We start from the raw sequence: 23,132 nt of genomic DNA, 5'->3' as shown, positions 1-23,132 counted from the left end.
CTAGAATCATCCGACGACATGGGCGTCCATGTGAAGGAGTCCGCAGTGCAGAGCAAGAAGTCCGGGGTCAAGCCGGTACAGCGTGTGATCAAGAAGTACCCGAACCGAAGGCTCTACGACACCGAGACATCCACGTACATCACGCTGACCGAGGTGAAGCAGCTGGTCATCCAGAATGCCCAGTTCGTGGTGCGCGATGCCAAGACCGGCGACGACCTCACGCGCAGCATCCTGCTGCAGATCATTCTCGAAGAAGAAGCGGGCGGCGCGCCGATGTTCACCGAGCAGGTGCTGGCCAACATCATCCGTTTTTATGGCCAGGCGATGCAGGGCTACATGGGGCCGTATCTCGAGAAGAACATCCAGGCCATGACTGAAGTGCAGGCTCAACTCGCCGAGAAGGCCGAGGGCCTGACACCCGAGATGTGGTCGCGCTTCATGACCATGCAATCACCGATGCTGCAGGGACTGATGGGCAGCTATGTCGAGCAATCGAAGAACGTCTTCCTGCAGATGCAGGAGCAGATGCAGAAGAACACCGAGCAGGTGCTGGGGGCCTTTGGCATCAAGCGTTCCTGAGCGGGGTGCCGGCGACCGGAAAAGGGCGCTGACAGGCGCATGCCCCGCTGTCACCGATAGCTGGGACAATAGAGGCATATGAGCGAAGTTGCCTCCCCCGAACGTACGGCCACCCCGACCGCCCCCAAGGTCGGGTTCGTGAGCCTGGGCTGCCCCAAGGCCCTTACCGATTCCGAATTGATCCTGACCCAGCTGAGTGCCGAGGGCTATCAAACCGCAAAGACTTTCGAAGGCGCCGATCTGGTGATCGTCAACACCTGCGGCTTCATCGACGATGCCGTGAAGGAAAGCCTCGACACCATCGGCGAAGCGCTGGCCGAGAACGGCCGCGTGATCGTCACCGGTTGCCTCGGAGCCAAGACTGGCGACCAGGGCGGAAATCTGGTGCGCCAGATGCACCCGAGCGTGCTGGCCGTGACTGGTCCGCATGCCACGCAGGAGGTTATGGATGCGGTGCACGCCAATCTGCCGAAGCCGCACGACCCTTTCATCGACCTCGTGCCCAACACCTTCGGCGTTGCCGGCCTCAAGCTGACGCCACGGCACTATGCCTACCTGAAGATCAGCGAGGGCTGCAACCATCGCTGCACCTTCTGCATCATTCCCTCGATGCGCGGCGACCTCGTGTCGAGGCCGGTCGGCGATGTCCTGAGCGAGGCCAAGGCCTTGTTCGAAGGCGGCGTGAAAGAACTGCTGGTGATCAGCCAGGACACCTCGGCCTATGGCGTCGACGTGAAGTACCGCACCGGGTTCTGGGATGGCAAGCCGGTCAAGACGCGCATGCTCGAGCTGGTGCGTACGCTGGGCGAAATCGCCGAGCCGTATGGCGCGTGGGTTCGCCTGCATTACGTCTATCCGTATCCGAGTGTCGACGAGATCATTCCGCTGATGGCGAGCGGGCAGGTGCTGCCGTACCTCGACGTGCCCTTGCAGCACAGCCATCCGGATGTGCTGAAGCGCATGAAGCGCCCGGCAAGCGGCGAGAAGAATCTGGAGCGGCTGGCGCGTTGGCGCGAGGTGTGCCCGGAACTCGTGATCCGCAGCACCTTCATTGCTGGCTTCCCCGGTGAGACGGAGCAGGAGTTCGAGCATCTGCTTGACTTCATCCGCGAGGCCGAGATCGATCGTGCCGGCTGCTTTGCCTACAGCCCGGTCGAGGGGGCTACAGCGAACGACATTCCCGGCATGCTGCCCGAGCCGGAGCGCGAAGCGCGCCGGGCGCGCTTCATGGAAGTGGCTGAAGCCGTGTCGATTGCCAAGCTGCAAAAGCGCATTGGTTCGACGATGCAGGTGCTGGTTGACTCCGCGCCTGCCATGGGTCGCAAGGGCGGGGTGGGGCGCACGTACGCCGATGCGCCGGAGATCGACGGCACGGTTCGTCTGCTGCCGCCCGAGAAGATCAGCAAGACGCTGAAGGTGGGTGAGTTCACCCGCGCGCGCATCGTGGGTGCCGAGGGCCACGACCTGATCGCGCTACCCGTTTGATGCGGATTCAAGCGACCATGAAAAAAGCCACCGGAGACCGGTGGCTTGATTCGGATGACCTAGTAAGGGTCGGCTTTGACTTGGTGCCCAGAAGAGGACTCGAACCTCCACGATGTTACTCGCTAGTACCTGAAACTAGTGCGTCTACCAATTCCGCCATCTGGGCTTTCTCTGCTTTTCAGCAAAGACTGCGAGTATACACAATTTGCTGCGGCTATTTCGCTGATGCAGGGTGTGTGCAGAATTTTTTGCGTCGACTTGGTTCGTGCTTCGACCAAGCTGGCCGTTCGATGCGGATTCGATCGGCAATGAAAAAAGCCACCGGAAACCGGTGGCTTGAATCGAATGACCTGGTAAAGGTCTGTTTAAACTTGGTGCCCAGAAGAGGACTCGAACCTCCACGATGTTACTCGCTAGTACCTGAAACTAGTGCGTCTACCAATTCCGCCATCTGGGCCCACGTAGCTGCAGAAGCAACTGCGTTTTGAATTTCAGGAAAGAAGGAGATCATATCAAAAATAACGTTACTTCCAGCGGCCTGCTGGATGAAATCGAAGGAACTGTTCAAGGACATCGCGACGGGCACGGCTTCGTGCAGCGCGACGACGGCGAAGCAGACATCTATCTGCCCCCGAATGAAATGCGCGCGGTGCTGCACAAGGACCGCGTCAAGGCGCGCATCGTGCGCCAGGACCGCCGCGGCCGCCCCGAGGGGCGCGTGGTGGAAATCGTCGAGCGCCCCGAGCAGCCCATCATTGGCCGCCTGTTGCACGAAGGCGGCATCTGGCTCGTTGCGCCGGAAGACAAGCGCTACGGCCAGGACGTCCTGATTCCCAAGGGCGCAACCGGTCCCGCGAAGGTGGGACAGGTCGTGGTCGTGCAACTCACCGAGCCGCCGGCCCTGTTCGGCCAGCCCGTGGGCCGTGTGAAGGAAGTGCTGGGCGAGATCGACGACCCCGGCATGGAGATCGAGATCGCCGTGCGCAAGTACGGTGTGCCACATGAGTTTTCCGCGGAGTGCCTGGCAGCGGCCAAGGCATTGCCCGAGAAGGTCCGCCCCGCCGACAAGAAAGGCCGCGTCGACCTCACCGACATCCCGCTCGTCACCATCGACGGCGAAGACGCGCGCGACTTCGACGATGCCGTCTACTGCGAGCCTGCGAAGGTGGGCCGTGGCAAGGGCTGGCGCCTGCTGGTGGCCATTGCCGACGTCAGCGCCTATGTGCAGACCGGCTCTCCGATCGACATCGACGCCTACGACCGCGCCACCAGCGTGTACTTCCCGCGCCGCGTAATTCCGATGCTGCCCGAGAAGCTGTCGAACGGCCTGTGCTCGCTCAACCCCGAGGTTGAGCGCCTGTGCATGGTGTGCGACATGCTGGTCGCTGCCGACGGCGAGATCTACGCCTATCAGTTCTATCCGGCCGTGATGTTCAGCCACGCGCGCTTCACGTACACCGAGGTGGCCGCCATCCTCGGCAACACGCGCGGCCCCGAGGCTGCGAAGCGCAAGGACCGCGTCAAGGATCTGCTGAACCTCGCCGATGTCTACAAGGCGCTGCTCAAGCAGCGCGGCAAGCGCGGCGCCGTCGACTTCGAAACCACCGAGACGCAGATCATCTGCGACGACGCCGGCCGCATCGAAAAAATCGTGCCGCGCACGCGCAACGAGGCGCACCGCCTGATCGAGGAGGCGATGCTCGCCGCCAACGTCTGCAGCGCCGACTTCATCGCCGAAGGCAAGCACCCGGGCCTGTACCGCGTGCATGAAGGCCCGACGCCGGAGAAAAAAGAAATCCTGCGCGGCTACCTCAAGGCCATGGGCGTCGGCTTGAGCATCACCGACGACCCCCGGCCGGGCGAGTTCCAGGCGATCGCCGAAGCCACCAAGGACCGTCCCGACGCACAGCAGATCCACACCATGCTGCTGCGCTCGATGCAGCAAGCGATCTATACGCCGATCAACAGCGGCCACTTTGGCCTGGCCTACGAGGCCTACACGCACTTCACGAGCCCGATCCGGCGCTACCCCGACCTGTTGGTGCATCGCGTGATCAAGGCGATCCTCGGCAAGACGCGCTACCAGCTGCCGATGCTGCCCACCCCCGGCGAGGCACATGCGAAGCTGGCCAAGCGCTTGGCATCGCGCGTGAAGGCGCCCACGGCCAAGCCGCAGAAGACCACCGTCGCGCCCAGCAAGGAAGTCATGGCATGGGAGGCCGCTGGCCTGCACTGCAGCGCCAACGAGCGCCGTGCCGACGAGGCCAGCCGCGACGTCGAGGCCTGGCTCAAGTGCAAGTACATGCGCGAGCATCTGGGCGAGGAGTACGGAGGCGTGGTCACGGCGGCCACCACCTTCGGCATCTTCGTCACGCTCGATGCGATGTACGTCGAGGGGCTGGTGCACATCACCGAGCTCGGCGGCGAGTACTTCAAGTTCGACGAGATGCGCCAGGAACTGCGCGGCGAACGCACCGGCATCCGCTATGCCATCGGCACGCGGGTTCGGGTGCAGGTGAGCCGCGTCGACCTCGACGGCCGCAAGATCGACTTCCGCCTCGTGCGCGAAGGCGAAGAACTGACCGCCCGTGCCATGAAGGACAAGGGCTCCGCATCATCCGGCGTGCCGGTCAAGGCCTCGGCCAAGCGCAGCACGCGTCACAAGGCGGAAGCCGGCAAGGCCGAGCCGCGCGCGGAGCGGCCCAGCTCGGCCACGGCCGGGGCACAGTCCGCGATGCAGGCCTTCAAGTCGGCGGTGAAAAAAGCCGCCAGCAAGATGAAGGGCAAGGGGCGCAAGCCGCGCCGCTGACCGGGCCTCGCGCCATCGAACGAACGAACCATCGACAAACCGAAAAGAAAGAGACAGACAGCATGAGCGCTGAAGAAAACAAGGGCCGTATCGCCATCGTCACGGGCGCCGGTTCGGGCATCGGCCGCGCCGCCGCACTGGCGCTGCTGGGCGACGGCTGGAGCGTGGCGCTGGCGGGCCGCCGCCTGGAGCCGCTGGAGCAGGTGGCGGAAGAGTCGGGGGCGGGCGCGCGCGCCTTCGCCGTTCCGACCGACGTGTCGAATGCGGCCTCGGTGCAGGCCCTGTTCGCCGCCACCGTCGAGCGCTTCGGCCGCGTCGACCTGCTGTTCAACAACGCCGGCGTGGGCAACCCGCCGGGTCCGTTCGAGGACTGGACGCCAGAGCAGTGGCAGGGTGTGGTCGACATCAACCTGACCGGCATGTTCTTCTGCATCCAGCAGGCCTTCCGCACGATGAAGGCGCAGACGCCGATGGGCGGCCGCATCATCAACAACGGCTCCATCTCGGCGACTGCACCGCGGCCGAACTCGGCCGCCTACACGGCGACCAAGCACGCTGTGGAAGGGCTCACCAAGACCGCTTCGCTCGACGGCCGCAAGTACGACATCGCCGTCGGACAGGTGGATGTGGGCAACGCCATGACCGAGCTGGCCGCGCGTATGGCCAAGGGCGTGCCGCAGGCCAACGGCGAGCTCGCCATCGAGCCGCTGATCGACGTCAAGATCGTCGGCCAGTCGGTGCTCTACATGGCGAACCTGCCGCTGGAAGCCAACGTGCTGTTCCACACCATCATGGCGACGAAGATGCCCTTCGTCGGGCGCGGCTAACCAGGCTGGCGCCTGTCAGGCCGGCGCGCGGCGGGCGAGCGTGCCTGCCGTGAGCGGGGCCGCGCCGGCCGGCCAGGTGTCGGCGATGTGGCCGTGCAGCCAGACGGCTTCGCGTGCCGCCTCGAAGGCTGGCCGGCCCGCGGCCAATGCCGCGCCGATCATTCCGGCCAGCACGTCGCCGGTTCCGGCGGTTGCAAGGCGGGCGTTGCCGGTCAGGTTGATAACCGGCAGGGCTTCTGCAGCGCCGGCAATGACGGTGCCGGAGCCCTTGAGCACGGCCACCACGCCGAAACGCGCGGCGAGTTCGCGGGCCGCGGCCAGCCTGTCGGCCTGGACTTCTTCGACCGAGCGACCCAGGAGGCGCGCCGCTTCGAGCGGATGTGGCGTGACTACCGTGGGCAACCCATTTCCCCCGCGTGATGCCAGTTGGGCTTGCAGCGTGCCGTCGGCCGCGATGGCATTCAGTGCGTCGGCATCCAGCACCAAGGCTGCCGCAGTCGAAAGCACGTGGGGCAGCAGTTCGCCCACGGCATCTCCTCCGCCGCAACCGCAAACTGCCGTCATGCTCGAGAGATCGAGCGTCCGCGCATCGCGCAGCATGAGTTCGGGTTGCGATGTGTCGACGGGAGATGCACTCGGGTCGAGCAATCCGACGAACACGCGTCCCGCGCCGCCATGCAGTGCCGCCGAGCCGGCGAGCAGGGCGGCACCTGCCATGCCCGAGGCGCCGCCGATCACCGCCACGTCGCCGTAGCTGCCTTTGTGCGAGGCGTGGTTGCGCGGCTGCGCATCGGGCGCTCCGGCGAGCCGTGCGGCCGGCTGATCCTTGAAGGCACTGCAGCCCAGGTCGTCGAACCAGACCGTGCCAGCCGCGTCACGGCCGTGCGCGGTGAAAAGGCCGGGCTTCAGGGTGAGAAAGGTGAGACAGGTGCGGAGGTCCGAAGCCTGATCCGGGTCCGCGCCTCGAGACAGCGCGCCGGTATCCGCGTCGAGGCCCGATGGAACGTCGACGCACAGCACGGGTTTGCCGCTGGTGCGCATCTTCGTCAGCCAGTCGGCCATTGCGCCTTCGGGCGGTCGTGACGAGCCGATGCCGAGCAGCGCGTCGATCGCCAGCTCGTAGGCCAAGGGCGGCGTCGCCGCAAAGGTGACGCCAGCATCGCGGGCCCGCTGCAGCGATGCCTTGGCATCCGGCGGCAACTTGCCCTCGTCGCCGACAAACGTGACCACCGGAAAGAATCCCCGATGCCGCAACTGAGCCGCAGCCTCGAAGCCGTCTCCACCATTGTTCCCCGGCCCGCAGGCCACCCAGATCGTCCGCGCGTGCGGCGCGAGCGCCATCGCGAGCCGCGCCACCGCGAGGCCTGCACGCCGCATCAGCGTGTGGGTGGGCAGGGCGGCCGACGCGGCCTGCTCGATGCGACGCGTGGCGGCGATGTCGAACAGATCGGCTGCTGTGGCGGAGGTGATGCGATACATCGGCGCATTGTGCCGCCGGCCTCTCTCCCTATCATCCGGGGATGAACTTCAAGAGCGTCGGTTGGCTGCTCGTCCTGCTTCTTGCGGCGCTTGTTTCCCTCCTTGCCGCGACGATGGCGTGGATTGCAGGATTCGGATGGGTGCTGGGCCTGCTGTGCGCCGTGTGGGGCGTCTTCCTGCTGGCCGAGTTGAAGCGCTGGATACCGCTGCGGGACGTGGCCTGGGCCGCCAATGTTGGTTTCGGCATCAGCGTGATCCGCTGGTTCGACCTGCCGGCCGAGGCGACTTCCGGCCTGACGCGGCTGGCGCTGCTGGGGATCGCTGCGCTGTGCCTCATCTTCTTCGCCCTGATCTGCCCCGGTGTGCTGGGGTGGATCGCCGGCAGGCTTCGGCCTCCACCGAAGTCCGAATTGCCCGTCGAGCAGCCGGCAAGCCCCGAGGCCTTGCGCCGGTGGGGGCCTAGAGACTGAGCCGTTCGACCCCGAGCCCCTCGAGGTCGATGCCCGGCTCGCGTCCGGCGATCAGGTCGCTCACCACGCGCGCGCTGCCGCACGAAAGCGCCCAGCCGCTCGAGCCATGGCCGAGGTTGAGCCACACGCCGGGAATGCCGCTGGCGCCCAGCACCGGCGGACCGTCGGGCAGCATCGGCCGGGCGCCTTTCCACTGCTGGATGCCGGACTGCAGCGTGGCGGCCCCCGGGAACCAGTCGTGAAGCACCTTGTAAAGCGTTTGCACCGCGGCGGGATTCATCGTGTCCAGCGAGCCGCCGATCTCGGCGCTGCCGGCCACGCGCACGCGCTGACCCAGCCGGGAGATGGCGACCTTGAATCGCTCGTCCATCACAGCGCTGCGCGGTGCATTGAGCGGCTCGCGGATCGGCGCGCTCACCGAATGGCCATAGACCGGCGCCATCGGAATGCGCAGGCCCAAAGGGCGTAGCAGTGCGGCCGATTCCAGTCCGGCGCACACCACGACGGCGTCGTAGCGCACAGGGTCGGAGCCGCTAGCCAGCGACAGCGAAGTGGGGGCCGCGCGGCTCAGCGGTGCGATGTCGCAGTTGAAATGGAACTGCGCGCCGAACGATTCGGCCTCCCACTTGAGCAGCAGAGCGAACTGGCGGCAGTTGGCCACTTCGTCCTCGGGCAGGTGGATGGCGCCTGCCAGCGGGGTGTCGGGGTTGAGCGCGGGCTCGACCAGCCGCGCCTCGTCGGCGTCGATTTCCTTGAAGACGCTGCCGGCCGCGCGCAGCACGTCGAGCCCGGGCTGCACCAGCTTCTTCTCGCGCTTGGAGCGCAGCAGCACCAGGTAGCCGTCGCTGCGCTCGTAGCTGAGCTCGCGTGCCTCGGTCACTTCGTGCAGCCGGTTGCGGCTGTAGAAGGCCAGTCGCTGCATGCGGGCGCGGTTGGCCAGGTAGGTGTCGAGCTTGCAGGCCTTCTGCCAGCGAGAGAGCCAGCCCAGGTCGCGCGAGCCCAGCGGCCAGCGCAGCTTGATGGCGCCGTGAGAAGACAGCAGGGAGCGCAGCACCTTGCCGCGCATGCCGGGGCCGGCCCATGGCGTGACGTATCCGGGAGCGACCACGCCGGCGTTGGCGAAGCTGGCTTCCTCGGCGGCGGCGCCGCGGCGCTCGAAGACGGTCACTTCATGGCCGTCGGAAACCAGTTCCCAGGCGGTGGTGACGCCGATGATGCCGGCGCCCACGATCGCGATTTTCATTGAGTGTTCAGGATGAGAGAGATGGCTGGCGCCCGCGGGTGCGTGGGCGCCGTCGGCCGTTATTCTTGCAGCGCGCGCTCGGTCTGGAGCGCCACCGCAAGTACGGCGTCGTCGTGCAGCGCCGCGTGCCACAGCATCAGGCCAACCGGCAGTTCGCCGGGGTCGTGGCAGGGCAGCGAGATGGCGCAGCCGTCTAGCATGTTGACGATCGACGGGTTGCGCAGGAGCAGCGCATTGATGCGGAAGAATTCTTCGTCGCGCTCGGCGCCCGGCGCCACGCTGGCGATGGACGGCGCGGTGATCGGCACGGTCGGCGACAGCACGGCGTCGAAGGGCGCAAGCGCGGTTTCGACGCGGGCGATCCAGTCGCGGCGGGCGTGGATCAGGTCGATGTATTCGTGCGCCTTCATCGTGGCGCCGCGCAGGATGCGCTGGGCCACGCGCGGGTCGTAGCCCGCGCCGCTGCGTTCCAGCAGCAGGCGGTGCCAGGCGTACGACTCGGCGGCGGAGAAACCGCCGGTGGCGTTGATGGCACCAAGCTCGGCGAGTTCGGGCAGTTCGATTTCCACGATGCGGGCGCCGGCGGCGCGCAGCGCCTTCAGCGAGCGCTCGAAGGCGGTGGCCACCGCGGGTTCGATACCGTCGAAGAACACGTTCTTCACCACCGCGAGCCTGTAGGCGGCCAGTGGGGCGTTGCCGGCTGTCACGCGGCGGGCGGAGAGGATCTCGTGCGCGGTGATGGCGTCGCGCACAGAGCGGGTCATGGCGCAGGCGGTGTCCAGGGTGGTCGAGAGTGGCAGCGCGCCGGCGGTGGGAGTCAGCCGGGCCGTGTTCTTGAAGCCCACGATGCCGTTGAGCGCCGCCGGAATGCGGATCGAGCCGCCGGTGTCGGAGCCCAGGCCGATGAAGGCAGCCCCGCTGGCCACCGAAATCGCCGCTCCGGACGAGGAGCCTCCAGGAATGCGCGGCACCGCCGCGTCGCTGACGTTGGCAGGCGTTCCGTGATGCGGATTGACGCCGACGCCCGAAAAGGCGAATTCCGTCATGTTGGTACGGCCGGTCAGCACGCCGCCGGCGGCGCGCAGTCGGGCCACTGCGGGGGCATCGGCCGTGGCGGCAGGGGCATGGGCCAGGACCGCGGAGCCGGCAGGAGTTGCCTGACCCTCGACGTCGAAAAGGTCTTTCGCGGTGAAGGCCAGGCCGGCCAGCCGGCTGGCGGGGTCCGACGCGGCGACGGCCAGACTGGCCTCGTCGAACATCGTGCGGGTGAAGACGTGGGCGCAGGCCGCGGACCTGGAGATGTCGATGGCGCGCTCCATTTTGGTGCGTACATCGGTGCCACCTGCCAGAAGGTTGAGACGGGTGGCGTGAAGGTCGTTCATGGGGAGCTGCGGGTGCCGCTGGGACGGCTCGGGTTCAGGGTAGGGGCGGCGGCCGTGCTATACTCTTTGGGTTTCGCTGGTCGGGCAACGGCTCCCGTTGCATCCAGCCAGACACATCCGCAAACCGGCCCAATCAAGGTGTTGTGACTCGATTCAAAGAGCGCAAAACGGGCTGGATTTTAGACCCAACCTTTGGAGTAATTTCAATGTCCACCACCATGCGCGAAATGCTGGAAGCCGGCGTCCATTTCGGTCACCAAACCCGCTTCTGGAACCCCAAGATGGCTCCGTACATCTTCGGCCATCGCAACAAGATCCACATCATCAACCTGGAAAAGTCGCTCCCGATGTTCCAGGACGCGATGAAGTACGCCAAGCAACTCACCGCCAACCGCGGCACGATCCTGATGGTCGGCACGAAGCGCCAGGCCCGTGAAATCGTGGCGGCGGAAGCCCGCCGTGCCGGCGTGCCCTTCGTCGACACCCGCTGGCTCGGCGGCATGCTGACCAACTTCAAGACCGTCAAGACCTCGATCAAGCGTCTGAAGGACATGAAGGCCCAGCAGGAAGCCGGCCTCGACAGCCTGAGCAAGAAGGAGCAGCTGACCTTCACGCGCGAAATCGAGAAGCTCGAGAAGGACATCGGCGGCATCCAGGACATGGCTGCTCTGCCCGACGCCATCTTCGTGATCGACGTGGGCTTCCACAAGATCGCCGTGGCCGAAGCCAAGAAGCTCGGCATTCCGCTGATCGGCGTGGTGGACTCCAACCACTCGCCCGAAGGCATCGACTACGTGATCCCCGGCAACGACGACTCGTCGAAGGCTGTCACGCTGTATGCCCGCGGCATCGCCGATGCGATCATCGAAGGCCGTAACAGCGCCACCGGCGACGTGGTCAAGGCCATCGCCGAAGGCAATGACGAATTCGTCGAAGTCGAAGAGGGCGCCTCGGCCTGATTGGCGCGCTCGCGAGCCTGAAGAAGGGGCTTTGGTGCCCCTTTTTTTTAACCTGATTTTTTGAATTCACGGAGATACAAAATGGCTGCAATCACCGCAAGCATGGTCGGCGAACTGCGCGCGAAGACCGACGCACCGATGATGGAATGCAAGAAGGCCCTGACCGAGGCCGACGGCAACATGGAAAAGGCCGAAGAGCTGCTGCGCATCAAGCTCGGCAACAAGGCTGGCAAGGCTTCGAGCCGCATCACCGCCGAAGGCGTGGTGGCTGCGTACGTTGCCGGTGACACCGGTGCCATGATCGAAGTCAACTGCGAAACCGACTTCGTCTCGAAGAACGACAGCTTCCTGGCCCTGGTCAACGCCGCTGCCAAGCTGGTCGCCGAGAAGAATCCGGCCGACATCGCCGCACTGGGCGCCCTGGCCTACGAACAGGACGGCTTCGGCCCCACGCTCGAGGACGTGCGCAAGGGCCTGATCGGCAAGATCGGCGAGAACATGAGCTTCCGCCGCTTCAAGCGCTTCGCCGGCAACGGCAAGCTGGCTTCGTACCTGCACGGCACGCGCATCGGCGTGATGGTCGAGTTCGAAGGTGACGACACCGCCGCCAAGGACGTCGCGATGCACATCGCCGCCATGAAGCCCGTGTCGGTTGCCGCTTCGGACGTGCCTGCCGAGCTGATCGAGAAAGAGCGCGCCGTGGCTGCAGGCAAGGCGGAAGAAGACCGCAAGACGGCCGAAGCCGAAGGCAAGAAGCCGCAACCGGCCGACATCGTTGCCAAGCGCATCGAAGGCGGCGTGCAGAAGTTCCTCAAGGAAGTCTCGCTGCACAACCAGCCGTTCGTGAAGAACGACAAGCAGACCGTCGAACAGATGCTCAAGGCCGTCAACACCACGATCAAGGGCTTCACCCTGTACGTGGTGGGTGAAGGCATTGAGAAGAAAGTTGACGACTTCGCCGCAGAAGTCGCTGCGCAAGTCGCCGCAGCCAAGGCTGCCGCTTAAGCCTTTACGGCTCCAACGACGGTGCGTTCGCGCGCGCCGTCGTTTTTTCATCGCCACGTTTTACACTCGTCTCGCCCAAACCAAAGGAAATTGCCCATGTCTGATGCCCGCCCAGCCCACAAGCGAATCTTGTTGAAGCTGTCGGGAGAGGCATTGATGGGCGACGATGCCTTCGGCATCAACCGCGCGACCATCGTGCGCATGGTGCAGGAGGTTGCCGAGGTCGTGAACATGGGCGTCGAGGTGGCGGTCGTGATCGGCGGCGGCAACATCTTCCGCGGCGTCGCGGGCGGTTCGGTCGGCATGGACCGCGCCACTGCCGACTACATGGGCATGCTGGCCACGGTCATGAATTCGCTGGCCCTGGCCGATGCGATGGACAAGCAGGGCCTCGTGGCCCGCGTGATGTCCGCCATCGCCATCGAGCAGGTGGTCGAGCCCTATGTGCGCCCCAAGGCCCTGCAGTACCTCGAAGAGGGCAAGGTCGTTGTGTTCGCTGCCGGCACGGGCAATCCGTTCTTCACCACCGATACGGCCGCCGCGCTGCGCGGTGCCGAGATCGGTGCCGAGCTGGTGCTCAAGGCGACCAAGGTCGATGGCGTCTATACCGCAGACCCCAAGACCAATCCCGACGCAACGCGCTACGCCACGCTGACCTTCGACGAGGCGATCGCGAAGAATCTCGGCATCATGGACGCCACGGCCTTTGCGCTGTGCCGCGACCAGAAGCTGCCGATCAAGGTGTTCTCGATCTTCAAGAATGGCGCGCTCAAGCGCGTCGTCATGGGCGAGGACGAAGGCACGCTGGTGCATGCCTAGGAGTATTTGAGATGACCATTGCAGACATCCGCAATGCGACCGACGCGAAGATGAACCAGTCGCTCGCCGCATTCCAGAACAACCTCACCAAGATCCGTACGGGCCGCGCCAATTCCGCGCTGCTCGACTCCGTCCACGTCGAGTACTACGGCTCGCAAGTGCCGTTGAGCCAGGTGGCCAACGTGTCGGTGCTCGATTCGCGCACCATCAGCGTCCAGCCCTGGGAAAAGGGCATGGGCGCCAAGATCGAGAAGGCCATCCGCGAAAGCGACCTGGGCCTGAACCCCGCCTCGATGGGTGACCTGATCCGCGTGCCGCTGCCCGCCATGAGCGAAGAGCGCCGCAAGGAAATGACCAAGCTGGTTCGCAACGAAGGCGAAAGCGCCAAGATCGCGACGCGCAACCTGCGCCGCGACGCGAACGAGTCGGTCAAGAAGCTGGTCAAGGAAAAGCTGGCGTCGGAAGACGACCAGAAGCGCGCCGAAGCCGAGATCCAGAAGGTCACCGACCGCCACATCGCGGAAATCGACCGCCTGGTCGCGGCCAAGGAAGCGGAGATCATGGCCGTTTGAGGCCTGCCATGGCCTCTTCAGCGCCGCACATTCCCCACCACGTTGCCATCGTCATGGACGGCAACGGCCGCTGGGCCACGCGGCGCTTTCTTCCCCGCATCGCGGGGCACAAGCAGGGCGTCGAATCGCTTCGTCGCTGCGTCAAGGCCTGCGTCGAACGCGGCGTGGGCGTGCTCACCGTGTTCGCTTTCTCGTCGGAGAACTGGAACCGTCCCGTCGAGGAGGTTTCCGGGCTCATGGAGCTGATGGTCGGCGCGCTCGCACGCGAGGTGCCCAAGCTCAGCGCCGACGGCGTGCGGCTTCATTTCGTCGGCGAACGCGCGGGCCTGTCGCCCAAGATGGTGAACGGCCTGCTCGATGCCGAGGCCGCCACGGCGCACAACACCCGGCTGGTGCTCAACGTCTGCTTCAACTACGGCGGCCGCTGGGACATCGCGCAGGCCGCCGCGAAGCTCGCGGCACAGGGCGAAGCCATCACCGAGCTCAGCCTCGATCGCGCCATGGCCCTGGCCCACGTGCCCGATCCCGACCTGTTTATTCGCACCGGCGGCGAGCAGCGGCTGTCCAACTTCCTGCTCTGGCAGAGTGCCTACGCCGAGCTTTTCTTCAGCGACAAGCTGTGGCCCGAGTTCGACGAGGCAGCGCTGGACGAGGCAATTGCCGCGTTCCAGGGCCGCGAGCGGCGTTTCGGCCAGACCTCGGCGCAAGTCTCTTCTCCCGCCGCGGCCTGACAGCCCGGCAGCCTCCGCATGCTCAAGCAACGCATCATCACGGCGATCGTGCTCCTCGCGATCCTGCTGCCGGCGCTGTTCTACCCAAACTACATCCCGTTCGGCTGCGTCATGCTGGTGCTGATCGGCGCCGCGGCCTGGGAATGGGGGCGCCTGAACGGCTACGGCCAGGGGCTGTCGCTTTTCCTGGGTGCGGAGACGATCGTGCTGTGCGCGCTCTCCTGGTGGCTCGGGTTGCTGGAGCAGCCGCTTGTCCTGATGTGGACCCTGGCCAGCGCGGCCTGGGTGCTGGGCGGCGCGGCGCTGCTGCGCGTGGCGGTGCCCGGCTGGCCGCGCATCCCGCGCGGGCTGCGGCTGGTCGGCGGGCTGCTGGCGCTGTGGGTGGCCTGGCTCGCGGCGGTGCAGGCGCGCATGATCGGCATCAACTTCCTGCTGTCGATCCTCGTGCTGGTGTGGGTGGCCGACGTGTTCGCCTATTTCGCCGGTCGAGCCTTCGGTCTCAAGTTCACCCGCAACAAGCTCGCTCCCTCGATCAGCCCCGGCAAGAGCTGGGAAGGCGTGTGGGGCGGCATGATCGGCGTGGTGGTGCTGGCCTTCGCCTGGGTCTGGGCCGACAAGGCCGCTGGCGCTACGGTGGCCAGCCTGTATACCCGTCTCAGCGAGCGGGGCTGGTGGCTGCTGCTGCTGGCCGCGTTGTTCCTCTCGGCCATGAGTGTCGTGGGCGACCTCGTCGAATCTCTCATCAAGCGCAGTGCCGGCGCCAAGGACAGCAGCAGGCTGCTGCCCGGTCACGGCGGCGTCCTCGACCGCGTGGATGCCCTCTTGCCGGCGCTTCCTATTGCCATGATGCTGGCTTTCCTGTGAATTCACCCAGAAGACAACGTGTCACGGTGCTCGGCTCGACCGGTTCGGTCGGCGTGAGCACGCTCGACGTCATTTCGCGCCACCCCGAGCGTTTCGAGGTGTTCGCGCTTTCCGCGGCCACCAAGGTCGACGAACTGCTGGCGCAGTGCGCTCAGTTCTCCCCGAAGTTCGCCGTGATGGCCAGTGCGCCGCATGCCGCGATGCTGGCCGAAAAGCTCCAGCAGAACGGCCTGAAGACTGTCGTGCTGATGGGTGACGATGCTCTCGAAACGATAGCATCCCATGACGAGACCGATTCCGTCATGGCTGCCATCGTCGGTGCCGCGGGCCTGGGGCCGTGCCTGGCCGCCGCGCGCGCCGGCAAGCGGCTGCTGCTGGCCAACAAGGAGGCGCTCGTCGTCGGCGGCGAGCTCTTCATGCGCACCGTGCGCGAGGGCGGGGCGACGCTGCTGCCCATCGACAGCGAGCATTCCGCCATCTTCCAGTCGCTGCCCGAGGATCCGTCCACCTGGGACCGGCGCATCGACAAGATCATCCTGACTGCCTCGGGCGGTCCTTTCCGCACCCGTGCGCCGGAAACGCTGGGCGCGGTGACGCCCGAGCAGGCCTGTGCCCATCCGAACTGGGTCATGGGCCGCAAGATCTCGGTCGACTCGGCCACGATGATGAACAAGGCGCTCGAGGTGATCGAGGCTCGTCATCTGTTCGGCGTCTCGCCCGACCGGATCGAGGTGGTCATCCATCCGCAGAGCGTGGTGCACTCGATGGTGCAGTTCACCGATGCGTCGGTCATCGCCCAGCTCGGTACGCCCGACATGCGGGTGCCGATCGCGGTGGGCCTGGCCTGGCCCGAGCGCATCGAGAGTGGCGCCGCGCGGCTCGACTTCCGCCAGATGGGCTCGCTGACCTTCGAATCGCCCGATGCGGCGCTCTTTCCCGGCCTGGGCTTGGCATGGCATGCGCTGCGCGCCGCGCCGGGCACGACGGCGGTGCTCAATGCCGCCAACGAGGTCGCAGTTGAAGCATTCCTTAACCGCCGCCTGCGTTTCGATTGCATACATGCAGTCAACATGGAAACTTTGGAAAGGGTCGCTCCCTCCAAGCCGGCATCGCTGGCCGACCTGCTGGCGATCGATGCCAGCGCCAGGGCGGCAGCCAATGCCGCGGCACTGCGTTTCGCTGCCTGACGCTCCAATCTGACTGACGCCCCTCCCGAAAAGCAAGGACTCCGATGCTGCTGACTGTCATAGCCTTTGTCGTTGCGCTCGGTGTCCTGATCGCGGTGCACGAATACGGCCACTACCGCGTCGCGGTGGCTTGTGGCGTCAAGGTGGAGCGCTTCTCCGTCGGCTTCGGCAAGGCGTTGTTCCGATGGCAGCCGAAGCGCCAGCATCCGGGCCAGCAGACCGAGTTCGTCATCGGCGCATTCCCCTTCGGCGGCTACGTCAAGATGCTCGATGAGCGCGAAGGCCCCGTGGCACCCGAGGAGCGGCATCGAGCCTTCAATACCCAGCCCCTGCGTTCGCGGGCGGCCATCGTGGCCGCGGGCCCGATCGCCAATCTGCTGCTGGCGGTGGTGCTCTACACGGCGGTCAACTGGATCGGCGTGCAGGAGCCGGTCGCAACGCTGGCACGGCCGGTGGCCGCCTCCCTTGCCGAATTGGCGGGACTGAAGGGCGGCGAACACATCACGCGGGCTGGTTTCGACGGCGAACTGACGCCGGTCCAGTCCTTCGAGGATCTGCGCTGGCGCATGACGCGCGGCGCGCTCGATGGACGCGACCTGACGCTCGAAATCGCAGGCGAGGGCGGCCGGCCCGCACGCGAGCTGGTGCTGCCGCTGAGCCGCATGGAGACCAAGGACGCCGATCCGCAGATGTTCCGCAAGATCGGTGTGCTGGCGCCCCTCACGCGACCCGAAATCGGCGAAGTCATGAAGGGCAGCGCGGCCGAGGCGGCGGGCCTGCTCAATGGCGACGTGGTGCGCACCATCGGCAGCACGGCGATCATCGACGGCCAGCAGCTGCGAGAAGCGATCCGGGCGTCGGTCGACGGGGACCAGCCGCGCACGCAGGCATGGCAGATCGAGCGCGGCGGCCGGCCGCTCACCATCGACGTGAAGCCCGAGGTGCGGGAAGAGGGCGGCGTCAAGGTGGGGCGCGTGGGCGCCTACGTTGGCGCACCGCCCGAAATGGTGACCGTGCGCCAGGGCGTGGTCGATGGCGTCTGGCGCGGCGTGGTGCGCACCTGGGAGGTGTCCGCGTTGACCGTGCGCATGATGGGCAAGATGGTCATCGGCGAGGCGTCGATCAAGAATCTCAGCGGTCCGTTGACGATTGCCGACTACGCCGGCAAGTCCGCAAGCCTCGGTTTCACCCAGTACCTGGTCTTCCTGGCGCTCATCAGCGTGAGCCTCGGGGTCCTCAATCTCATGCCGCTGCCGGTCCTCGATGGAGGACACCTGATGTATTATCTTTGGGAGGGCCTGACCGGCAAGAGCGTCTCTGACGCCTGGATGGAACGGCTTCAGCGCGGGGGTGTGGCCCTGCTGCTGGTCATGATGTCGGTCGCACTCTTCAACGACGTCACGCGGCTCTTTGGTTAACTTTCTGCCGGCCCTTTCCGTGCCGGCTCAATTCACAGATGAACAAAAACTTCAGTCGCTTTCGCCTGCGTAGCGTTGTCGCGGTGGTTGCCAGTGCGCTTGCGGCTACGGCCGCCTGGGCCGTCGAACCCTTCACGGTGCGCGACATCCGCGTCGAGGGTCTGCAACGCGTCGAGGCCGGTACGGTCTTCGCGTCGCTGCCGCTGCGCGTGGGCGATACCTACAGCGACGAGCGCGGGTCTGCCGCCATCCGTGCGCTGTTCGATCTGGGGTTGTTCAAGGATGTGCGCATCGACGTGAACGGCAACGTGCTGGTGGTCATCGTCGAAGAGCGACCGACCATCGCCGATGTCGATTTCGTCGGCACCAAGGAATTCGACAAGGCCGCGCTGCAGAAGGCGCTGCGCGAAGTGGGCCTGACCGATGGTCGCCCCTATGACAAGGCGCTGGCCGACCGCGCGGAGCAGGAGCTCAAGCGCCAGTACGTGAGCCGCAGCCTCTACAACGCGCAGGTCGTGACCACCGTCACGCCCATCGAGCGCAACCGGGTCAATCTGACTTTCACCGTGACCGAAGGCGAATCCGCCCGCATCCGTGAAGTGCACGTGGTGGGCAACAAGGCCTTCAGCGAATCCACGCTGCTGAGCCTGTTCGACCAGGACAGCGGCGGCTTCATGAGCTGGTACACGAAGTCGAACCAGTATTCGCGCGCCAAGCTCAACGCCGACCTCGAGACCCTGCGCTCGTACTACATCACGCGCGGTTACCTCGAGTTCCGCATCGACTCGACGCAGGTCGCCATCTCGCCGGACCGCAAGGACCTGACGGTGACGGTGAACATCACCGAAGGCGAGAAGTTCGTGGTGTCGAGCGTCAAGCTCGATGGCAACTACCTCGGCCGCGACGACGAGTTCAAGTCCCTCATCACCATCAAGCCGGGCGAGCCCTACAACGGCGAGCAGGTCACCGAGACCACCAAGGCCTTCAACGACTATTTCGGCACCTTCGGCTATGCGTTCGCACGCGTGCAGGCGCGTCCCGAGATCGACCGCGTCAACAACCGCGTGGCCCTCACCCTGCAGGCCGAGCCCTCGCGCCGCGTGTACGTGCGCCGCGTTTCTGTGGGCGGCAACAACAAGACCCGCGACGAAGTCATCCGCCGCGAGTTCCGCCAGTACGAAGCGTCCTGGTACGACGGCGACAAGATCAAGCTCTCGCGCGACCGCGTGGACCGCCTGGGTTTCTTCACCGAGGTGAATGTCGACACGCAGGAAGTGCCCGGCTCGCCCGACCAGGTGGACCTGACCGTCAACGTGACCGAAAAGCCCACCGGCAGCCTGCAGCTCGGCGCCGGTTATTCGAGCGCTGAAAAGGTCGCGCTGACCTTCGGCATCTCGCAGGAAAACGTGTTCGGCTCGGGCAACTTCCTGGGCGTGCAGGTCAACACCAGCAAGTACAACCGCACGCTGTCGCTGACGGCCACCGACCCGTACTTCACGGCGGACGGCATCTCGCGCACGTTCAGCATCTACCACACCACGACGCGTCCGTACCAGACGTCCACCGATGGCGACTACAAGCTGGTGAACCAGGGTGCTTCGGTCCGCTTCGGCGTGCCGTTCAGCGAGGTCGATACCGTCTTCTTCGGCGTCGGCATCGAGCGTTATGCGTTCGACCCGAACAGCTCGACCGCATTCTCCGGCCTGTACACGCCGCCGTCGTATCTCAATTACTTCCAGTGCAAGAAGGACGCTACCGGCCTGCTGGTGATGAGTTGCGACCAGAAGAGTGTCTGGGGCGTTCCGCTGAGCGTCGGTTGGGGCCGCGACAGCCGCGACAGCGCGCTGATCCCGACCACCGGTCGCCTGCAGCGCGCCAACCTCGAAGTGGGCGCCGCTGGTGACATGAAGTACGTCAAGACGAACTACCAGTACCAGCAATTCTTCGCGATCAACAAGCAGTACACCTTCTCGATCAACGGTGAAGTCGGCTACGCCAAGGCGTTCGGCAACAAGGTCTACCCGATCTTCAAGAACTTCTACGCGGGTGGCCTGGGCTCGGTGCGTGGCTTCGAGCAGAACTCGCTGGGTCCGCGTGACGCGCCGCTGTTCCTCCAGAGCGAGGGCGCGGCCATCGGCGGCACGAAGAAGGCGATCTTCAATGCCGAGCTGAGCACTCCGTTCCCGGGCGCCGGCAATGACCGCACGCTGCGTCTGTACGGCTTCTTCGACGTCGGTAACGTCTTCGGCACGCGTGCCGCCGGCGTGTCCGACGAGCAATGGAAGGCCGAGAAGAAGCTGCGCGCATCGGTCGGCCTGGGCGTCAGCTGGATCTCGCCGCTGGGCCCGCTGCGCCTTGCCTACGCCTTCCCGATCAAGTCCCAGAAGGAAGTGGGGCAACCGTTCACGGCAGGCTATATCCCGAAGGATAGAATTCAGCGCCTCCAATTCCAGATCGGAACGTCTTTCTAAATGAAGCATTTGATTCGCGCCGCGGCCGGCGCGTTGTTGATTCCCGCTTTCGCGCTTGCCACGGCACCCGCCCAGGCGCAGGAAACCTTTCGCATCGGTTTCGTGAACCCGGACCGCGTGCTGCGTGAAGCGCAGCCGGCCAAGACCGCCCAGGCAAAGCTCGAGGCGGAGTTCCTGAAGCGCGAGAAAGACCTGACCGCGCAGGGCGACGCCCTGAAGGCCGCTTCTGAAAAGTTCGAGCGCGAGGCGCCTACCCTGTCCGAGTCCCAGCGCGTCGCCCGCCAGCGCGCCCTGGTCGACCAGGACCGAGACTTCCAGCGCAAGCGCCGTGAGTTCCAGGAAGACCTGAACGCGCGCAAGAACGAAGAGCTCCAGCAGGTCTACGAGCGCGCCAACCGCGTGGTGAAGCAGGTGGCCGAGGCCGAGAAGTACGACGCCATCCTGCAGGAAGCGATCTACATCAATCCGAAGCACGACATCACCGACAAGGTGATTAAGGCGCTGAACGCGTCTGTCGCTTCTCCTGCGCCTGCGGCCGGCAAGTAACGCCGCGAACCGGCGTGTCACTGCAGCTCGGAGCCATTGTTGACGCCCTCGGGGGCGAGCTTCATGGCGATGCGGCGCTGTCCATCGAGCGGCTTGCTCCGCTCCAGAATGCACAGCCCGATGCGCTCAGCTTCCTGAGCCATCCCAAATACCAGCAGGAACTGGCGGCTTCGAAGGCTGCCTGCGTGATCGTGTCGCCCGCCATGCGCGAGGCGGCTGCGGCACGCGGCGCGTACATCCTCACGCCTGATCCGTACCTGTACTTCGCCCGTCTCACGCAGCTCTGGAAGGCGCATCACGCGCGTCCGGAGGCCGACCGCATCCATCCCAGCGCGGTGATCCACCCCGAAGCCCAGGTCGACGCCACGGCGCGCATCGGCGCGCTGTGCGTGGTGGAGCGGGGCGCCCGCGTCGGCGCAGGCACTGTGCTGAAGTCGCGCGTGACGGTCAGCGAGGACTGCATCGTCGGCGAGCGCTGCCTGCTGCACCCCGGCGCGGTCATCGGTGCCGATGGCTTCGGACTGGCCCCGCACGAAGGGCGCTGGATCAAGATCGAGCAGCTGGGGGCGGTGCGCATCGGCAATGACGTCGAGATCGGCGCCAACACCTGCATCGACCGCGGCGCGCTCGACGACACCGTGATCGAAGACGGCGTGAAGCTCGACAACCTGATCCAGATCGGCCACAACGTGCGGGTCGGCAAGAACACCGCCATGGCGGGCTGCGTCGGCGTGGCCGGCAGTGCCAACATCGGCGCGAACTGCACTTTCGGCGGCGGCGCCATCGTGCTGGGTCACCTGACGGTCGCCGACGGCGTGCACGTGTCGGCCGCGACCGTGGTCACCCGTTCCATCCACAAGGCCGGCCAATACACCGGTATGTTTCCCATCGATGACAATGCGAGCTGGGAAAAGAATGCGGCAACGCTCAAGCAGTTGCACAGCCTGCGCGAACGACTGAAGGCGCTGGAGAAGGCTCCCTCGAAAAAATGACGACGATGCAGGACCAGAAAATCATGACGACGACGCTCGATATCCATCAAATCCTCAAGCTGCTGCCTCACCGCTACCCATTCCTGCTGGTGGACCGCGTGCTGGACATGGAAAAGGGCAAGCGCATCACGGCGCTCAAGAACGTGACGATGAACGAGCCCTTCTTCAACGGCCACTTCCCGCACCGTCCGGTGATGCCGGGCGTGCTCATGCTCGAAGCCATGGCCCAGGCCGCGGCGCTGCTGTCGTTCCACTCGCTCGACATCGTCCCGGACGACAACACCGTCTATTACTTCGCCGCCATCGACGGCGCCCGCTTCAAGCGCCCCGTGGAGCCGGGCGACCAGCTCACGCTCGAGGTCGAGATCGAGCGCATGAAGGCGGGCATTTCCAAGTTCAAGGGTCGGGCCCTGGTGGGCAGCGAACTCGCCTGCGAGGCGACGCTGATGTGCGCCATGCGCCAGATCAACTGATCGGCCGCGGCCAGTTGCATCTTCACAAGGCATGACCCAGGTTCATTCGACAGCCATCGTCGACCCCCAGGCACAACTCGACGCCTCGGTGTCGGTCGGGCCCTATACCGTCATCGGTCCGCATGTGCGGATCGGCGCGGGTACCACCATCGGCGCGCACTGCGTGATCGAGGGACGCACGACCATCGGGCGCGACAACAGGATCTTCCAGTTCTCGTCGCTCGGCGCCATTCCGCAGGATAAGAAATACGCCGGCGAGCCGACCGAGCTCGTCATCGGCGACCGCAACGTGATCCGTGAGTTCTGCACCTTCAACCTCGGCGTGCCCGGGGCAGGTGGCGTCACCCGTGTCGGCAACGACAACTGGATCATGGCGTACACGCACATCGCCCATGACTGCCGCGTGGACGACCACACCACGCTGGCCAACAACACCACGCTGGCCGGGCATGTGCACCTGGCCGACTGGGTCACGGTCGGCGGGCTCACGGGCATCCACCAGTTCGTCTCTGTCGGCGCGCATGCCATGGTCGGCTTCGCGAGCGCTGTGACGCAAGACGTGCCTCCTTTCATGCTGGTCGACGGCAATCCGCTGGCCGTGCGCGGCTTCAACATCGTCGGCCTGCGCCGGCGCGATTTCTCCGCCGAGCGGCTTGCGGCGGTGAAGCAGATGCACCGCCTTCTGTACCGCCAGGGCAAGACACTCGAAGAGGCGCGCGCCGGCATCGCCGCGCTGGCGACCGAAATGCCGGAAGCCGCCGGCGACGTCGCGCTGATGGAAGCCTTCCTCGCCAACTCCACGCGCGGTATCGCGCGCTGAA

The 23,132-nt window shown here is 65.6% G+C and carries 21 protein-coding genes and 2 tRNA genes; 18 read left to right on the top strand and 5 right to left on the bottom strand.

All coding sequences use genetic code 11. The features are described 5' to 3' along the window. Positions 1–18: 18 nt before the first annotated feature. Both phaR and rimO read left to right on the top strand, forming a co-directional pair. Entirely contained in the window at positions 19–579 is a 561-nt protein-coding gene (phaR, locus tag SFB74_RS17885) for a polyhydroxyalkanoate synthesis repressor PhaR (protein WP_432725564.1), read from the top strand. A 78-nt stretch (positions 580–657) separates the two neighbouring features. Beyond that, entirely contained in the window at positions 658–2,064 is a 1,407-nt protein-coding gene (gene rimO / locus SFB74_RS17880; protein ID WP_432725563.1) for a 30S ribosomal protein S12 methylthiotransferase RimO, read from the top strand. A gap of 81 nt (positions 2,065–2,145) precedes the next feature. On the opposite strand, the gene SFB74_RS17875 is transcribed toward rimO, so the two are convergent. Then, positions 2,146–2,230: transfer RNA gene (locus tag SFB74_RS17875), tRNA-Leu, on the bottom strand. 206 nt (positions 2,231–2,436) lie between these two features. Then, positions 2,437–2,521 (bottom strand) — tRNA-Leu (locus SFB74_RS17870). Positions 2,522–2,602: 81 nt separating this feature from the next. Here SFB74_RS17870 and rnr point away from each other — a divergent pair. Beyond that, entirely contained in the window at positions 2,603–4,873 is a 2,271-nt protein-coding gene (gene rnr, locus SFB74_RS17865; protein ID WP_432731961.1) for a ribonuclease R, read from the top strand. 62 nt (positions 4,874–4,935) lie between these two features. Next, positions 4,936–5,700, top strand: coding sequence for an SDR family oxidoreductase (locus tag SFB74_RS17860; protein WP_432725561.1), 765 nt, complete (start codon positions 4,936–4,938; stop codon positions 5,698–5,700). 15 nt (positions 5,701–5,715) lie between these two features. On the opposite strand, the gene SFB74_RS17855 is transcribed toward SFB74_RS17860, so the two are convergent. Further along, on the bottom strand, positions 5,716–7,179 hold the full coding sequence (locus SFB74_RS17855; RefSeq protein ID WP_432725560.1) for an NAD(P)H-hydrate dehydratase: 1,464 nt from the start codon (positions 7,177–7,179) through the stop codon (positions 5,716–5,718). Positions 7,180–7,220: 41 nt separating this feature from the next. On the opposite strand from SFB74_RS17855, the gene SFB74_RS17850 reads away from it, so the two are divergent. Next, positions 7,221–7,649, top strand: coding sequence for a hypothetical protein (locus SFB74_RS17850; RefSeq protein ID WP_432725559.1), 429 nt, complete (start codon positions 7,221–7,223; stop codon positions 7,647–7,649). Here SFB74_RS17850 and SFB74_RS17845 read toward each other — a convergent pair. Further along, positions 7,639–8,892, bottom strand: coding sequence for a D-amino acid dehydrogenase (locus tag SFB74_RS17845; protein ID WP_432725558.1), 1,254 nt, complete (start codon positions 8,890–8,892; stop codon positions 7,639–7,641). The two genes, SFB74_RS17850 and SFB74_RS17845, sit on opposite strands and share 11 nt — an antisense overlap. 59 nt (positions 8,893–8,951) lie before the next feature. Beyond that, positions 8,952–10,274 carry an amidase gene (locus SFB74_RS17840; protein WP_432725557.1) on the bottom strand — a complete coding sequence of 441 codons (1,323 nt, stop codon included), beginning with the start codon at positions 10,272–10,274 and terminating at the stop codon, positions 8,952–8,954. 206 nt (positions 10,275–10,480) lie between these two features. Here SFB74_RS17840 and rpsB point away from each other — a divergent pair, with 206 nt between their 5' ends. The 13 genes from rpsB to lpxA all read left to right on the top strand — a co-directional run bounded on the left by rpsB (position 10,481) and on the right by lpxA (position 23,131). After that, positions 10,481–11,233, top strand: coding sequence for a 30S ribosomal protein S2 (gene rpsB, locus SFB74_RS17835; protein ID WP_093202355.1), 753 nt, complete (start codon positions 10,481–10,483; stop codon positions 11,231–11,233). An 81-nt stretch (positions 11,234–11,314) separates the two neighbouring features. Further along, on the top strand, positions 11,315–12,238 hold the full coding sequence (tsf, locus tag SFB74_RS17830; protein ID WP_432725555.1) for a translation elongation factor Ts: 924 nt from the start codon (positions 11,315–11,317) through the stop codon (positions 12,236–12,238). Between the two features lie 96 nt (positions 12,239–12,334). Continuing rightward, positions 12,335–13,057, top strand: coding sequence for a UMP kinase (gene pyrH / locus SFB74_RS17825; RefSeq protein WP_093202350.1), 723 nt, complete (start codon positions 12,335–12,337; stop codon positions 13,055–13,057). Positions 13,058–13,068: 11 nt separating this feature from the next. After that, a complete protein-coding gene (frr, locus tag SFB74_RS17820) occupies positions 13,069–13,629 on the top strand; it encodes a ribosome recycling factor (RefSeq protein ID WP_093202347.1) in 561 nt (186 codons plus the stop codon). An 8-nt stretch (positions 13,630–13,637) separates the two neighbouring features. Next, positions 13,638–14,360: a polyprenyl diphosphate synthase gene (gene uppS, locus SFB74_RS17815; protein ID WP_432725553.1), complete on the top strand. Its 723-nt coding sequence runs from the start codon at positions 13,638–13,640 to the stop codon at positions 14,358–14,360. Between the two features lie 18 nt (positions 14,361–14,378). Next, the gene (locus tag SFB74_RS17810) at positions 14,379–15,224 is read left to right on the top strand and encodes a phosphatidate cytidylyltransferase (protein WP_432725552.1); all 846 of its coding nucleotides are present in this window, start codon (positions 14,379–14,381) and stop codon (positions 15,222–15,224) included. Next, entirely contained in the window at positions 15,221–16,411 is a 1,191-nt protein-coding gene (gene ispC / locus SFB74_RS17805) for a 1-deoxy-D-xylulose-5-phosphate reductoisomerase (protein WP_432725550.1), read from the top strand. The genes SFB74_RS17810 and ispC overlap by 4 nt, the downstream gene beginning before the upstream one ends. Positions 16,412–16,455: 44 nt before the next feature. Then, the gene (gene rseP, locus SFB74_RS17800; protein WP_432725548.1) at positions 16,456–17,829 is read left to right on the top strand and encodes an RIP metalloprotease RseP; all 1,374 of its coding nucleotides are present in this window, start codon (positions 16,456–16,458) and stop codon (positions 17,827–17,829) included. A 38-nt stretch (positions 17,830–17,867) separates the two neighbouring features. After that, a complete protein-coding gene (gene bamA, locus SFB74_RS17795) occupies positions 17,868–20,300 on the top strand; it encodes an outer membrane protein assembly factor BamA (RefSeq protein ID WP_432725546.1) in 2,433 nt (810 codons plus the stop codon). Then, positions 20,301–20,846: an OmpH family outer membrane protein gene (locus SFB74_RS17790; RefSeq protein ID WP_432725544.1), complete on the top strand. Its 546-nt coding sequence runs from the start codon at positions 20,301–20,303 to the stop codon at positions 20,844–20,846. It begins immediately after the preceding gene. Positions 20,847–20,860: 14 nt separating this feature from the next. Then, positions 20,861–21,838: a UDP-3-O-(3-hydroxymyristoyl)glucosamine N-acyltransferase gene (gene lpxD, locus SFB74_RS17785; RefSeq protein ID WP_432725542.1), complete on the top strand. Its 978-nt coding sequence runs from the start codon at positions 20,861–20,863 to the stop codon at positions 21,836–21,838. Between the two features lie 23 nt (positions 21,839–21,861). Further along, a complete protein-coding gene (fabZ, locus tag SFB74_RS17780; protein WP_021007523.1) occupies positions 21,862–22,311 on the top strand; it encodes a 3-hydroxyacyl-ACP dehydratase FabZ in 450 nt (149 codons plus the stop codon). Between the two features lie 31 nt (positions 22,312–22,342). Continuing rightward, entirely contained in the window at positions 22,343–23,131 is a 789-nt protein-coding gene (gene lpxA, locus SFB74_RS17775; RefSeq protein WP_432725540.1) for an acyl-ACP--UDP-N-acetylglucosamine O-acyltransferase, read from the top strand. The last annotated feature ends 1 nt before the right edge of the window (position 23,132 follow it).

The organism is Variovorax xiamenensis (genome assembly GCF_050916385.1).
Taxonomy (GTDB): domain Bacteria; phylum Pseudomonadota; class Gammaproteobacteria; order Burkholderiales; family Burkholderiaceae_C; genus Variovorax.
This window is presented reverse-complemented; position numbering and strand designations above follow the sequence as displayed.

What these genes read in the sequence shown, in the direction of transcription:
- phaR (WP_432725564.1), top strand. Translation starts at nt 19, where the DNA reads ATGGGCGTCCATGTGAAGGAGTCCGCAGTGCAGAGCAAGAAGTCCGGG.
- rimO (WP_432725563.1), top strand. Translation starts at nt 658, where the DNA reads ATGAGCGAAGTTGCCTCCCCCGAACGTACGGCCACCCCGACCGCCCCC.
- SFB74_RS17860 (WP_432725561.1), top strand. Translation starts at nt 4,936, where the DNA reads ATGAGCGCTGAAGAAAACAAGGGCCGTATCGCCATCGTCACGGGCGCC.
- SFB74_RS17855 (WP_432725560.1), bottom strand. Translation starts at nt 7,179, where the DNA reads ATGTATCGCATCACCTCCGCCACAGCAGCCGATCTGTTCGACATCGCC.
- SFB74_RS17850 (WP_432725559.1), top strand. Translation starts at nt 7,221, where the DNA reads ATGAACTTCAAGAGCGTCGGTTGGCTGCTCGTCCTGCTTCTTGCGGCG.
- SFB74_RS17845 (WP_432725558.1), bottom strand. Translation starts at nt 8,892, where the DNA reads ATGAAAATCGCGATCGTGGGCGCCGGCATCATCGGCGTCACCACCGCC.
- SFB74_RS17840 (WP_432725557.1), bottom strand. Translation starts at nt 10,274, where the DNA reads ATGAACGACCTTCACGCCACCCGTCTCAACCTTCTGGCAGGTGGCACC.
- rpsB (WP_093202355.1), top strand. Translation starts at nt 10,481, where the DNA reads ATGTCCACCACCATGCGCGAAATGCTGGAAGCCGGCGTCCATTTCGGT.
- tsf (WP_432725555.1), top strand. Translation starts at nt 11,315, where the DNA reads ATGGCTGCAATCACCGCAAGCATGGTCGGCGAACTGCGCGCGAAGACC.
- pyrH (WP_093202350.1), top strand. Translation starts at nt 12,335, where the DNA reads ATGTCTGATGCCCGCCCAGCCCACAAGCGAATCTTGTTGAAGCTGTCG.
- frr (WP_093202347.1), top strand. Translation starts at nt 13,069, where the DNA reads ATGACCATTGCAGACATCCGCAATGCGACCGACGCGAAGATGAACCAG.
- uppS (WP_432725553.1), top strand. Translation starts at nt 13,638, where the DNA reads ATGGCCTCTTCAGCGCCGCACATTCCCCACCACGTTGCCATCGTCATG.
- SFB74_RS17810 (WP_432725552.1), top strand. Translation starts at nt 14,379, where the DNA reads ATGCTCAAGCAACGCATCATCACGGCGATCGTGCTCCTCGCGATCCTG.
- rseP (WP_432725548.1), top strand. Translation starts at nt 16,456, where the DNA reads ATGCTGCTGACTGTCATAGCCTTTGTCGTTGCGCTCGGTGTCCTGATC.
- bamA (WP_432725546.1), top strand. Translation starts at nt 17,868, where the DNA reads ATGAACAAAAACTTCAGTCGCTTTCGCCTGCGTAGCGTTGTCGCGGTG.
- SFB74_RS17790 (WP_432725544.1), top strand. Translation starts at nt 20,301, where the DNA reads ATGAAGCATTTGATTCGCGCCGCGGCCGGCGCGTTGTTGATTCCCGCT.
- fabZ (WP_021007523.1), top strand. Translation starts at nt 21,862, where the DNA reads ATGACGACGACGCTCGATATCCATCAAATCCTCAAGCTGCTGCCTCAC.
- lpxA (WP_432725540.1), top strand. Translation starts at nt 22,343, where the DNA reads ATGACCCAGGTTCATTCGACAGCCATCGTCGACCCCCAGGCACAACTC.